Source organism: Azospirillum sp. VT-I1, from assembly GCF_055698305.1.
This window is the reverse complement of record NZ_CP168800.1, coordinates 622034-633530: the sequence shown is the minus strand read 5'-3', so window position 1 is coordinate 633530 and position 11497 is coordinate 622034. Positions and strand designations below refer to the sequence as shown.

Here is an 11497-nt window from a genome sequence, read left to right as displayed (position 1 = left end):
CTCCGTCAGGAGCCTTGACGTGGTGTGTAACGGAACGCCGTCAACAGGCGCATCACGTCGCTGTCATGTTCGGCCGGCACCGGTTCGCGACCCGACATCCAGTCGTAGAGGTCGGGATCGCCAAGCTCCAGCAGCGCCTCAAAGCGGTCGAGCATGGCATGGTCGAAGTCGCCGACATGGGCGTCGGCGAAGCTGCCCATCAGCAGGTCCATCTCGCGCGTGCCGCGATGCCAGGAGCGGAAGCGCAGCCGCTTGCGCCGGTTCTCAAGCGATTCGGCCTTCTCGGAAGCCGGCGTTTCGGAAGCCGGGGGTGCCGTTTTCGGTCATTGCTGTCCAACGTCGAAAGCCCCCAGCGCCACCAGCGGCGAAGGGGGAACCATTCAGGAACCCCATCCTGCACGGGCGGGCGCCGCGATGCAACCTCGGCCGCCTGCCCAGACTGCCGCCATCTTGACCGCTGCAATCTTGAACGCCGCCATCTTGACCATGGGTGGTGGATGTCCTATCTGCCCTCTGGCCCGCGGGGACGACCCCGCCGATGAAAGAGGGTTACCGGGTGGGGACGACCCCGCCATTCCAAGACGGAGGTACCCGTCATGGCGTGGGTCACGCTGTTCTTCGCCGGTCTTTTCGAAATCGGTTGGGCCGTCGGCCTGAAATATACCGAAGGCTTCACCCGTCTGGTCCCGAGCGTCCTGACCGCCGCGGCGATGCTGATAAGCATCCTGCTGCTGGGGGCGGCGTTGAAGACGCTGCCGCTGGGCACGGCTTACGCGGTGTGGACCGGGATCGGCACCTTGGGCACCGCGGTGCTGGGCATGTGGCTGTTCGGCGAGCCCGCCGGCGCGCTGCGGCTGCTGTGCATCGCGGCGATCGTCGGGGGGATCGTGGGGCTGAAGGTTCTGCATGGGTGAGTGGGGTTCAGGTCCGCACTTGCCCCCACCCTAACCCTCCCCGCCCAGCGGGGAGGTTAGGTGGGGGTCTAACTTATCCCCTCAAACCCCCTCCGCCCGGCAGGTCAGCCCCAGCGTCTCCGCCGTGTTCGCCACCGCCGAGAGGCAGACCTCCGCCCGTTCCGCCGGGATCGACACAGAGAAGCGCAGGACATAGCGCTCGCCCGCGCGGTCGGGCAGGGTCTGCGCGTCCAGCCGCACGATGTTGGCGTCGAACTGCGTGAAGATCTCCGACAGGCGGGCAACGAGCCCCGGCTGGTCGCCGCCCGACACCTCGACGCGGTGGGTGACCATCGCCTGCGGACCCGGCTGGGGATCGAAGGCGAAGGGCGTGACCTTCACCTCGGCGCCGGCCAGGACGGGGAGGGACGACAGGCTGGCCTGGACCTCCGCCACCGTCAGGCCGGACGGCAGTTCGCAGACGGCGGAGAACTCCGCCCCGGTGCCGAGCGAGGCGAAGGTGGCGTCGCGCAGGTTGATGCCCTGTTCGAACAGGTGGCTGGTGATGCCGGAGACCAGCCCGACCCGGTCGGGGCAGAAGGTGGAAACCAGGGCCAGCCCGGCAGTCGATTCCGTCGCCATCGCACGTCTCCCGTATCGCATTTTCTCGCGGGCACGGTTTCGGCCGTGCCGTCCGGAGGGCCGATCATCGAAGCGGGCTGCAGCGAACGCCAGCAGAAAATGACCCTCGGCCGCAAGGTCAGCCGCCGAACAGCCGGCGGGTGGCGGCGCTGATGGCGTGAAGCTCCGCCGCCAATGCCGGGTCGACGTCGTCGACATAGTGGGAGGCGAGCAGGCCGAAGTTCAGGTCGTCGGCACGGTCGAGCCGCTCGGCTCCATCCCGTGCCGCGCCGTCCACATAGTCGAGCTGGCGCTGGATGCTGGTCAGCCAGCTGTTCTCCGGTTCCCGTCCGGCCAGTGCCGCGACCCCGGCGGAGGCGCGTGCGATGCGCCGGCGCAACTCGTCGGTGGTGGCGATGTCGGACATGGCGAGACTCCGTTGCTGAAGGACCGCGGCCAGTCTGGACCACCGCCGCCTTCCGGTGAACAGTGGAAGGCGGCGTCCGGTTGCGGAGTTACGGGACCAGCCCGCCGTTGGTGACACCGGCCTTTACGGTGTTCGGCACCACCACCTGGGTGCAGCCGCCCTGGGTCTGTACGCAGGTGCCGGGGACGGTCCAGCAGTCGGGGATCGGGGCCGCAACCGACTTCAAGCCCTGGCCGGCGGGCATCACCGCCTTGTATTCGGCCCGGCCGGTGCCGGAGATTCCCAGGCAGGTGGGCGTCGCCGTCGCTACGGGAGAGAAGAAGTTCCCGAATCGGATGCTGTCGTAGCCGGTGCGGACATACTGGTACCAGGTCGTGCCGGCGGTCACGTCGATCACCTCCAGCGGCTTGGAGAAATCGATCCCCTTGGAGTCGTCGGCATAGCGGGCGGAGGTGAGATCGGTCGAAGCATAGAAATAGCTCGCCACCACCACGCGCGCGTTCAGCTGCTCGGCGCTGGACCCTGTGGCCTTGGCGACCGCCACCTGCTCCCCGGTCGGAGCGGTCTGGGCATTGCCCGGCAGCGCCGCCGCCACCGACAGGCCCAATGCCAGAGAAAGGGCGAGCAGCGGCGCCCTGAGAAGACGTGAAAAGGACTTCATTGGTATTCATCCTATCCGGAAAATTGAAAATCTACGACAGGATGATACCAATGCAATCGGCCGGTCCAAGGCTCGAATGTAAAAGGGGCCGGACCATTGCCGGTCCGGCCCCTTCCTCGCTTGCGGTGCGGCGGGTTCGCCGTCAGGCGGCGGTGCCGCCCACGGTCAGTCCCTCCAGCTTCAGCGTGGGCTGGCCGACGCCGACCGGCACGCCCTGGCCGTCCTTGCCGCAGGTGCCGACACCGGGGTCGAGGCGGCTGTCGTTGCCGATCATCGACACCTTGGTCAGGCTGTCCGGGCCGTTGCCGATCAGGGTGGCGCCCTTCACGGCGGGACCGAGCTTGCCGTCCTCGATCAGGTAGGCCTCGCTGGCCGAGAACACGAACTTGCCGTTGGTGATGTCCACCTGGCCGCCGCCGAAGTTCTTGGCGTAGATGCCCTTCTTGACCGACGCGATGATCTCGTCCGGCGTGTGGTTGCCGTTGCGCATCACCGTGTTGGTCATGCGCGGCATCGGGTTGTAGGCGAAGCTCTGGCGCCGGCCGTTGCCGGTCGGGCGCATGCCCATCAGGCGGGCGTTCATGCGGTCCTGCATGAAGCCGACCAGGATGCCGTCCTCGATCAGCGTGGTGCACTGGCCGGGCGTGCCCTCGTCGTCGACGCTGATCGAGCCGCGTGAGTTCTCGATGGTGCCGTCATCGACGATGGTGACGCCGGGGGCGGCAATGCGCTGGCCCATCAGGCCGGCGAAGGCGGAGGTCTTCTTGCGGTTGAAGTCACCCTCCAGCCCGTGGCCGATGGCCTCGTGCAGCAGGATGCCGGGCCAGCCGCTGCCCAGCACCACCGTCATCTCGCCGGCCGGGGCCGGGACGGAGGACAGGTTGACCAGCGCCTGCCGCAGCGCCTCGTCGACGAAGCCGCGCCAGGTTTCCGGCTGGATGTAGTGTTCGTAGGTGACGCGGCCGCCGCCACCATAGCCGCCGGTCTCCATCCGGTCGCCCTCGGCCACCACGACCGAGACGTTCAGGCGGACCAGCGGGCGCAGGTCGGCGACGCGCACGCCGTCGGCGCGCATGATCTGCACCGCCTGCCATTCGCCGCTGATCGAGCAGCTGACCTGCCGCACCCGCTCGTCCTTGGCGCGGGCATAGGCGTCGATGTCGGCCAGCAGCTTCACCTTCTCCTCGAAAGGGACGAGGTGCAGCGGGTTGTCGGGGATGTAGAGCGCGCGGTTGGTGCCGGCCGGCGGCTCCGCCAGGGTGCCGGTGTGGCCGGCCTGCACGGCGCGCACGGTGGATGCTGCACGTCGGATCGCCTCTTCCGACAGGTTGCTGGCATGGGCGTAGCCGGTCGCCTCGCCGGCGATGGCGCGCAGGCCGAAGCCCTGGGTCGTGTCGAAGCTGGCGGACTTCAGCTTCCCGTCGTCCCAGCCCAGCGATTCGCTCTGGGCGTATTCGAGGTAAAGCTCCCCATCGTCGGCACTGTGCAGGGCGTCCTGCACGACGCCTTCAACGCGGGCGCGGTCCATGCCGGCGCGGTTGAAGAAGAGATCGTCGGTGACGGCAAGCGCGCTCATGTAAACTCCGAACCTGTGATGGGGCGGAACCCGGCTTGGGGCAATCGCCTGCCGGATTCCATCGCCTGATTCCATAGTAGGACACAGTGTCATAGCGGGCGGCCTCGCGCCCTGCCGTACGATGTGTTCTAACGGTCAGACTATAGTGTGGCGACGCTGGCGCGATCCGGCAAGTTCGCCGATGCCTGATTGTGTAACCTGATGGCAGGCGTGGGCAGGGGGCGGTGCTGAGATGGCGGAGGGAAGCATGACCGACGGCACGGTGCGGACAACCACGGATAGCCTGAACCGTGCCGGCGTGCCCGGAACCGGTATCACCGGCCCGCGCCCGCTACGCGACCATCCTCTGCGCCAGGTCCTGACCAACGAGGTCCATGCCCGTCCGCCGGAATCGGTGGCGGCGCCGGTGCGGGCCACGATGCTGGCGATGCTGTCGGGGGAGGGGGCGACCGAGGCCGACCGCCGCCATCTGGAGGCGCTGTGCGACTGGGCCGGCGTCGTCCGCCCGCCGCAGGGCGCTACCCACCACAGCGCGTCCTTCGGCAGCTTCCATCTGAAGTGGGAGCGTCACACCGAATTCTCAACCTGGACCGTCTTCCGCCCCAGCGCGATGCCGGCGGGTGCCCTGGTCGATCCCTTTCTGGAGCCGGCGCTGCATGCCCTGCCGCGCGAGTGGCTGGCCGGGCTGCCGGGCGAACTGCTGGTCGGCATCCATGTCGCCGTTCTCGACGCCGACACGCCGGAACCGTCACCGTCCATGATGGCGGCGATGTTCGGGTCGGAGAGCTATGTCGGATCGCGAATCGCCGGCCGGTCGGCGACCGCCTGGACCGATTTCCGCATCCACGGCGACGGCTTCTCCCGCATGCTGGTCGCCGACCATTCGATGACTCCGCGCCAGACCGGCCGGGTGGTGCAGCGCCTGCTGGAGATCGAGACCTACCGGGTGCTGGCCCTGCTGGCGCTGCCGATGGCCCGCGGCGTGCTGCCGCGCATCGGCCCCATCGAATCGGGGCTGGCGGAAGTCACCAACCGCATCGCCAGCCTGCGCGGCCTGCAGGACGAACGCGACCTGCTCGACCGGCTGACCCTGCTGGCGGCGCAGACCGAGCAGATCTCGGCCGAGACCGCCTACCGGTTCGGCGCCGCCCGTGCCTACTACGAACTGGTGGAACGGCGGATCGAGGAACTGCGGGAGATCCGCATCGAGGGGCTGCAGACCGTCCAGGAGTTCATGGACCGCCGCCTGACGCCGGCCATCCGCACCTGCGAGGCGGTCGAGCAGCGGCTCGAGTCGCTGTCGCAGCGGGTGGCGCGGGCGAGCACCCTGCTGCGCACCCGCGTGGAGATCGCGGTGGAAGGCCAGAATGCCGAGCTTCTCCAATCGATGGACCGCCGCGCCCAGTTGCAGCTGCGCCTGCAGGAGACGGTGGAAGGGCTGTCGGTGGTGGCGATCAGCTATTACCTCGTCGGCATCGTCGGCTATGCGGCGAAGGGGCTGAAGGGATTCGGGCTGAAGGTCGATCCCGACCTGCTGGTGGGCGTGATGATCCCCATCGTCATCGCCTTCGTCTGGTCGGGGGTGAGGCGGATCCGCAAGGTGCTGGTCGGCGGGCATTGAGGGCGAACTGCTCGGGAAACCATAGACCCAATCGCCCTCTTCCTAACCCTTTCCCGCTCAGCGGGGGAACCGCTGGGAGTGGCAACCCCCAGCGGTTCGATCCGTCAGAGACACGGTAACCCAAACCCAACATGCAAGGGATGGGTAGGGGGCATCCGGCAGCGACCTAAAGGATCACCGGCAGCTTACTGAAACGCGATCTTCGCGTTGTCGCCCGGATCCGGCGACTGGCCGGTCAGCTTCGCCTTCACATAGCCATAGGCGTAGACCATGGTGCTCGACGGGCTGTCCCAATACTCGGCCTGATCGACCGACACCTTCAGCAGCGCCACTTCCGGGTCGTCCGGCCCCTGCGGGAACCAGGTGCTCATGATGTCGCGCCACAGGAAGCGGATCTTGTCGCGGTCGCGCACCACTTCGGCGATGCCGGAGACGGAGACGTAATCCTGCTTGTCGGGGTTGGAGTAGGCGAGGTTGACGCGCCAATGGCGGTCGATCTCCGCCACCTTTTCGGAATGGGCGCGGGTGAAGAACCACAGGGTGCCGTCTTCGAACCCCGCATGGGACAGAGTCGCCATCGGACGGGAGTTCAGCCGGCCGTTGTCGTCCAGCGTCGTCATCATCGCGACCTGAACGCCCTTCATCATCTCCCAGAGCTTCTTGATTTCGCCCTGGTCGGGGCTGTGGCCGTGGCCGGCGGTGGTGCTATGGACCATGGTCTGCCTCTCGTTCGGTAGCCCAGCGGAGACAGGGGAACGCCCACGGCGGTCAGAAAGTTCCAGCCTGCTGGTTCACTCCCCGACCGACCAGGATCCTGTCCCGGCGTGGTAGTGGTCGATCCGGGTCAGCGACCAGGGGTCGATCCGCAGCCGCAGCGCCGCCTCCGGCGTCAGATCCAGCGCCAGTGCCAGCGCGCCGCGGATGGTGCCGGCATGGATCACCGCAACCAGATCGCGTCCGGCATGGCTGTCGGTCAGCCGCCGCAGCGCCTCGGCCGTGCGCTCCATCACCGTGGCGAAGCTCTCGCCGCCGGGCGGGGCATGGCGGGCCGGATCACGCCAGAAACGGGCCGCGGCTTCCGCATCGCGCAGGGCGGCGGTGTCGTGGCTGATGCCCTCCCACTCACCGAAATCCTGCTCGGCCAGCGCCGGCTCCACCACCGCCGTGTCGGCAAGCCTGGGATTGCGGGTCCACAGCGCCTGCGCGGTCTGCCGGCTGCGCCGCAACGGGCTGGTCAGCCACAGGGCATCCGCGGGCAGGCCGGCCGCGAGTGCCGCCGCCGCCGCGCGGTTGCCGGTGTCGGCCTCGCGGTCGCTCGACCCGCAGATGACGTTGTCCGGATTGCGGACCGGCGCATGGCGGATCAGCCACCAGCGGGTGACGGTCAGGGGGGTGAGGCTCACCGCGTTCATGCCGATGCTCCCAGGACGGTGGAAAGGGTCAGCAGCACCGCGGCCTCCGCCACCTGCTGGGCCGCGCCGAAGACGTCGCCTGTCTGCCCGCCGAGGTGGCGCCGGGCGAGGGCGCCCATCGCGACCACCGCCAGCAGCGCCGCCGCCAGCGCCGGCAGGGCCAGCCCGCCGAGCGCCGCCGCCGCGATGGCGATGCCCGATCCCAGCGCCAGCAACACCGTTGCCATCGCCGGCCGTCCCTGCGCCGCCGCAAGCCCGTCGCGCCGCGCCGGGGACAGCACGCGCGCCATCGCCGCCAGCCCGCAGCGAGACAAGGCACCCGCCGCCACCAGTGCCGCGACCGCCGCCGGCACCGGCAGGGCCGCCAGCGCCGCCGCACGGATGCCGACCGAGAAGACCAGCGCCAGCACGCCATAGCTGCCGACGCGGCTGTCGCGCATGATCTCCAGCTTGCGGGCCAGATCGCGCCCGCCGCCGAAGCCGTCGGCGACGTCGGCCGCGCCATCCTCGTGCAACCCGCCGGTCAGGCGCACCGTCGCCGCCAGCGCCAGAAGCGCCCCGGCCAGCGGCGGCAGGTTCAGCGCCGCGGCGGCCGCGAACACGGCGCCGCCCGCCAGCCCGACGAGCGCCCCCACCAGAGGAAACCATCCCATTGCCCGCGCCGCCGCACCCTCGGCGAGCGGCCCGTTGAGGGGACCCAGGGGCGGGAAGGGCAGGCGGGTCAGGAACACCAGCGCCAGGGCGGCGTCCTGGGTCCAGCGCGGGGAGGGGTGGGGGCGGTGGTCGCGTCACGCATGATCGGCATCGACTACGCCCAACCGGCGCCCGGCGCAACCTCATCCACTCCCTCTCCCGCCCCGGGAGAGGGAAGGGGCCCAAGCGGAGCTTGGGAAGGGTGAGGGGTAGTGCAAGGAACCATGCGCTTCTGGATGCTTGGATCACCCCTCACCCTCCCCACGCCTGCGGCGCGGGTCCCCTCCCTCTCCCGAGGCGGGAGAGGGCATGACGCAGCCCATTTCACATCATTCGCATAGGTCCGATTCCTTGACCAAAACACTCGGTCCGCCTACCTTGTCCGTTTGAACTCCCCCTATCAGCATCGAGCACCCATGGCCCGTCTTCCGATCCTCGTCGCCCCGCATCCGATCCTCAAGCGCAAGGCGCAGCCCGTCGCCGAAGTGGATGCGCGCGTCGCCAAGCTGATGGACGACATGGTGGAGACCATGTACGACGCCAACGGCATCGGTCTGGCCGCCCCGCAGGTCGGCGTGCTCGACCGCGTCATCGTCGTCGACGTCCATGAAAAGGACGAGCCTGCGAACCCCATCCGCCTCGCCAACCCGGAAATCGTCTGGTCGTCCGACGAGAAGTCGGTGTGCGAGGAGGGCTGCCTGTCGGTGCCGGAGCAGTATGCCGAGGTCACCCGTCCCCAGCGCATCCGCGTCCGCTATCTGGACGAAAAGAACCAGCAGCAGGAGCTGGAGGCCGACGGGATGCTCGCCACCTGCATCCAGCACGAGATCGATCATCTGAACGGCGTTCTGTTCGTCGATTACCTGTCGATGCTGAAGCGGAACATCCTGCTGAAGAAGGTCCAGAAGCTTCAGAAGGCGACGGCCTGACCCGCCCAAAAGCAGATCGGCGATAGAAAAAGATGACCCCGCTCCGTCTCGTCTTCATGGGCACGCCGGACTTCGCCGTGCCCAGCCTTGCCGCGCTGATCGAGGCGGGGCATCAGGTCGTCTGCGCCTACAGCCAGCCGCCGCGCCCGGCCGGCCGTGGCCAGCAGGTGCAGAAATCGCCCGTCCACCGCTTCGCCGAGGAGCACGGCGTCCCCGTGCGCACGCCCAAGAGCCTGCGCAATGCCGAGGCCCAGGCGGAGTTCGCCGACCTCAAGGCCGACGCCGCGGTGGTCGCCGCCTATGGCCTGATCCTGCCGCAGCCGATCCTCGACGCGCCGCGGCTGGGGTGCGTCAACGTGCATGGCTCCCTGCTGCCGCGCTGGCGCGGGGCGGCGCCGATCCAGCGTTCCATCCTGGCCGGCGATGCCGAGACCGGGATTACCATCATGCAGATGGACATCGGGCTCGACACCGGCGCCATGCTGTCGAAAGAGGCGGTGGCGATCACCCCCGCCACCACCGCCAGCAGCCTGCATGACGAACTGGCGGCACTCGGCGCCCGCATGATCGTCCCGGCGCTGGAAGGGCTGGCCGCCGGCACGCTGACCGCCGTGCCGCAGCCGGAAGAGGGCGTCACCTACGCCGCCAAGCTGACGCGCGAGGATGGCCGGCTCGACTGGACCCAGCCCGCCGCCTACGTCGAGCGGCAGGTCCGCGCGCTCACCCCCTGGCCCGGCTGCTGGTTTGATGCGGCGAATGGGGCCGCCAACGGCGAGCGGATCAAGGTTCTGGCCGCCGAACCCGCGGCCGGCCGGGGCACCCCCGGCACTTTGCTGGACGACCGGCTGACGGTCGCCTGCGCCGATGGCGCGGTGCGGCTGACCAAGGTGCAGCGGCCCGGCAAGGCGCCGGTGGACGGCGCGGCCTTCCTGCGCGGCTTCGCGCTGGCGGTCGGGCAGCCTGTTTCCGCAGAAGCCGTCGCGGACTGACGACCGTGCAACGCTGGAAACTGACCGTCGAGTATGACGGCCGTCCGTTCGTCGGCTGGCAGCGCCAGGACAACGGTCCCTCCGTCCAGCAGAGCCTGGAGGAGGCGGTGCAGCGCCTGTCGGGCGAGGTGGTTCGGGTCCATGGCTCCGGCCGCACCGACGCCGGGGTGCATGCGCTGGGGCAGGTCTGCCATTTCGACCTGGAAAAGCCCTTCACCGGCCTGAAACTGCGCGACGCCCTGAACTTCCACCTGAAGCCGGCCCCCATCGCGGTGCTGGAGGTGGAGGCGGTCGGCGAAGACTTCCATGCCCGCCTGACCTCGACCGGCCGCGCCTATGTCTACCGCATCGTCAACCGCCGGGCGCCGTTGGCGCTCGACGCTGGCCGGGCGTGGCACGTCACCCGTCCGCTGGATGCGGAGGCGATGCAAGCGGCGGCGCAGGTGCTGGTCGGCCAGCATGACTTCACCAGCTTCCGTGCCGCGCTGTGTCAGGCGAAGTCCCCGGTGAAGACGCTCGACCGGCTGGATGTGGAGCGGCAGGGCGAGGAAATCCGCGTCCATGCCGCCGCACGCTCCTTCCTGCACCATCAGGTCCGCAACATGGTCGGCACGCTGGAACTGGTGGGTGCCGGCAAATGGACCCCCGACGACGTGCGCCGTGCGCTGGAGGCCCGCGACCGCGCCAAGGCCGGGCCGACCTGCCCGCCGGACGGGCTGTATTTCATGGCGGCGCGTTACTGAGCGACTGCGCTTCCCTCCAGCCGGTCCCGCTCGGCGGAGAAGACCGCCACCAGATGCTCGATCACCGCCCGCACCCGCGGCACCTCGCGGCGGTCGCGATGGACCAGCAGCCATGCCTCACGGGTCAGCGGTGGGCCGGGCAGCGGGTGACGTTCCAGCCCCGGCACGCCGTCCGCCAGCATGCAGGGCAGGAAGGCGATGCCGAAGCCGGCGACTGCCGCCGCAAGCTGTCCCTGCACGCTGTTGGAACGGAAAGCGACGCGCCGGCCGCCGCCATGGCGATCCAGCCACAGCGCCTCCGGCAGTTCCGCCATCGACTCGTCATAAGCGATCAGGGTGTCGGGCGCGTCCGGCGCGGCATAGAGCCCATAGCCCAGAGTCGCCAGCCGCCGCCCGACCAGATCGCCGCGCTGCGGCCGGGCCAGCCGGATCGCCAGATCGGCCTCCCGCCGGGCAAGGCTGAGGGTGCGGTTGTCGACGATGATTTCCAGGTTCAGGGACGGGTTGGCCGTCCGCAACGGACCGAGGCGGGGGATCAGGAAGATGTCGGCCAGCGCCTGGGTCATGGTCAGCCGCACGGTGCCGCTCAGCCCGGCCGCGTCGCCCTCGCGGCGGCGGATCGCCTGCGCCCGCTCGTCCATCGCCTCGGCCAGGGCGCGGACGCTCTCACCCTCCTCGGTCAAAACATAGCCGTCGGGACGGCGCTCCATCAGGCTGCGGCCGAGTGCCGCCTCCAGAGCAGCCAGCCGGCGCCCGACCGTGGCATGGCTCAGCCGCAGGCCGCGCGCCGCCGCCGACAGGCTGCCGGCGCGCGCCAGTTCCAGGAAGACGCGCAGATCGTCCCAATCGAGCGGGCTTGTGAATTTCTGAACAGTCATCGTGCAAGGATAGCGAATGGCTGCGCATCGGTGAACGGGGCAGCATCGCCGTCA

14 protein-coding genes are annotated in these 11497 nt (G+C 69.2%); 5 read left to right on the top strand and 9 right to left on the bottom strand.

Features of this window, described 5'->3' with window-relative positions:
* Positions 1 to 5: 5 nt before the first annotated feature.
* Positions 6 to 212, bottom strand: coding sequence for an FAD assembly factor SdhE (locus AB8P05_RS03025; RefSeq protein WP_472758753.1), 207 nt, complete (start codon positions 210 to 212; stop codon positions 6 to 8).
* Between the two features lie 384 nt (positions 213 to 596).
* Here AB8P05_RS03025 and sugE point away from each other — a divergent pair, with 384 nt between their 5' ends.
* A complete protein-coding gene (sugE, locus tag AB8P05_RS03020) occupies positions 597 to 914 on the top strand; it encodes a quaternary ammonium compound efflux SMR transporter SugE (protein ID WP_472758752.1) in 318 nt (105 codons plus the stop codon).
* Positions 915 to 995: 81 nt separating this feature from the next.
* Here sugE and AB8P05_RS03015 read toward each other — a convergent pair whose 3' ends face one another.
* The 4 genes from AB8P05_RS03015 to tldD all read right to left on the bottom strand — a co-directional run bounded on the left by AB8P05_RS03015 (position 996) and on the right by tldD (position 4178).
* Complete coding sequence (locus AB8P05_RS03015) at positions 996 to 1535, bottom strand: glycine cleavage system transcriptional repressor (RefSeq protein ID WP_455171827.1); 540 nt, start codon at positions 1533 to 1535, stop codon at positions 996 to 998.
* Between the two features lie 118 nt (positions 1536 to 1653).
* Complete coding sequence (locus AB8P05_RS03010) at positions 1654 to 1941, bottom strand: immunity protein Tsi6 family protein (RefSeq protein WP_472758751.1); 288 nt, start codon at positions 1939 to 1941, stop codon at positions 1654 to 1656.
* 88 nt (positions 1942 to 2029) lie between these two features.
* Complete coding sequence (locus AB8P05_RS03005) at positions 2030 to 2602, bottom strand: polymorphic toxin type 46 domain-containing protein (RefSeq protein ID WP_472758750.1); 573 nt, start codon at positions 2600 to 2602, stop codon at positions 2030 to 2032.
* Positions 2603 to 2744: 142 nt separating this feature from the next.
* A complete protein-coding gene (gene tldD, locus AB8P05_RS03000; RefSeq protein WP_472758749.1) occupies positions 2745 to 4178 on the bottom strand; it encodes a metalloprotease TldD in 1434 nt (477 codons plus the stop codon).
* 247 nt (positions 4179 to 4425) lie between these two features.
* Here tldD and AB8P05_RS02995 point away from each other — a divergent pair, with 247 nt between their 5' ends.
* Positions 4426 to 5799: a DUF3422 family protein gene (locus tag AB8P05_RS02995; protein ID WP_472758748.1), complete on the top strand. Its 1374-nt coding sequence runs from the start codon at positions 4426 to 4428 to the stop codon at positions 5797 to 5799.
* A gap of 185 nt (positions 5800 to 5984) precedes the next feature.
* On the opposite strand, the gene AB8P05_RS02990 is transcribed toward AB8P05_RS02995, so the two are convergent.
* The 3 genes from AB8P05_RS02990 to cobS form a co-directional block, all read right to left on the bottom strand.
* Positions 5985 to 6515 carry a pyridoxamine 5'-phosphate oxidase family protein gene (locus tag AB8P05_RS02990; RefSeq protein ID WP_472758747.1) on the bottom strand — a complete coding sequence of 177 codons (531 nt, stop codon included), beginning with the start codon at positions 6513 to 6515 and terminating at the stop codon, positions 5985 to 5987.
* A gap of 75 nt (positions 6516 to 6590) precedes the next feature.
* Positions 6591 to 7211 (bottom strand): histidine phosphatase family protein, encoded by a 621-nt coding sequence (locus AB8P05_RS02985; protein ID WP_472758746.1) that lies wholly within the window; start codon positions 7209 to 7211, stop codon positions 6591 to 6593.
* The gene (gene cobS, locus AB8P05_RS02980; RefSeq protein ID WP_472758745.1) at positions 7208 to 7942 is read right to left on the bottom strand and encodes an adenosylcobinamide-GDP ribazoletransferase; all 735 of its coding nucleotides are present in this window, start codon (positions 7940 to 7942) and stop codon (positions 7208 to 7210) included. Before cobS ends, AB8P05_RS02985 begins: the two co-directional genes overlap by 4 nt.
* 378 nt (positions 7943 to 8320) lie before the next feature.
* Here cobS and def point away from each other — a divergent pair, with 378 nt between their 5' ends.
* The 3 genes from def to truA are packed head-to-tail and all read left to right on the top strand — an operon-like array spanning position 8321 to position 10565.
* Complete coding sequence (gene def, locus AB8P05_RS02975; protein ID WP_472758744.1) at positions 8321 to 8833, top strand: peptide deformylase; 513 nt, start codon at positions 8321 to 8323, stop codon at positions 8831 to 8833.
* A gap of 32 nt (positions 8834 to 8865) precedes the next feature.
* On the top strand, positions 8866 to 9822 hold the full coding sequence (fmt, locus tag AB8P05_RS02970) for a methionyl-tRNA formyltransferase (RefSeq protein ID WP_472758743.1): 957 nt from the start codon (positions 8866 to 8868) through the stop codon (positions 9820 to 9822).
* A gap of 5 nt (positions 9823 to 9827) precedes the next feature.
* Positions 9828 to 10565, top strand: a complete 738-nt coding sequence (truA, locus tag AB8P05_RS02965) for a tRNA pseudouridine(38-40) synthase TruA (protein WP_472758742.1) — start codon at positions 9828 to 9830, stop codon at positions 10563 to 10565.
* Here the strand turns inward: truA and AB8P05_RS02960 are convergent.
* Positions 10559 to 11443, bottom strand: a complete 885-nt coding sequence (locus AB8P05_RS02960) for a LysR family transcriptional regulator (protein WP_472758741.1) — start codon at positions 11441 to 11443, stop codon at positions 10559 to 10561. The two genes, truA and AB8P05_RS02960, sit on opposite strands and share 7 nt — an antisense overlap.
* Positions 11444 to 11497: the final 54 nt, after the last annotated feature.

Coding starts and splice junctions, on each gene's coding strand:
- AB8P05_RS03025 (WP_472758753.1), bottom strand. CDS start 212: ATGGACCTGCTGATGGGCAGCTTCGCCGACGCCCATGTCGGCGACTTC.
- sugE (WP_472758752.1), top strand. CDS start 597: ATGGCGTGGGTCACGCTGTTCTTCGCCGGTCTTTTCGAAATCGGTTGG.
- AB8P05_RS03015 (WP_455171827.1), bottom strand. CDS start 1,535: ATGGCGACGGAATCGACTGCCGGGCTGGCCCTGGTTTCCACCTTCTGC.
- AB8P05_RS03010 (WP_472758751.1), bottom strand. CDS start 1,941: ATGTCCGACATCGCCACCACCGACGAGTTGCGCCGGCGCATCGCACGC.
- AB8P05_RS03005 (WP_472758750.1), bottom strand. CDS start 2,602: ATGAAGTCCTTTTCACGTCTTCTCAGGGCGCCGCTGCTCGCCCTTTCT.
- tldD (WP_472758749.1), bottom strand. CDS start 4,178: ATGAGCGCGCTTGCCGTCACCGACGATCTCTTCTTCAACCGCGCCGGC.
- AB8P05_RS02995 (WP_472758748.1), top strand. CDS start 4,426: ATGACCGACGGCACGGTGCGGACAACCACGGATAGCCTGAACCGTGCC.
- AB8P05_RS02990 (WP_472758747.1), bottom strand. CDS start 6,515: ATGGTCCATAGCACCACCGCCGGCCACGGCCACAGCCCCGACCAGGGC.
- AB8P05_RS02985 (WP_472758746.1), bottom strand. CDS start 7,211: ATGAACGCGGTGAGCCTCACCCCCCTGACCGTCACCCGCTGGTGGCTG.
- def (WP_472758744.1), top strand. CDS start 8,321: ATGGCCCGTCTTCCGATCCTCGTCGCCCCGCATCCGATCCTCAAGCGC.
- fmt (WP_472758743.1), top strand. CDS start 8,866: ATGACCCCGCTCCGTCTCGTCTTCATGGGCACGCCGGACTTCGCCGTG.
- AB8P05_RS02960 (WP_472758741.1), bottom strand. CDS start 11,443: ATGACTGTTCAGAAATTCACAAGCCCGCTCGATTGGGACGATCTGCGC.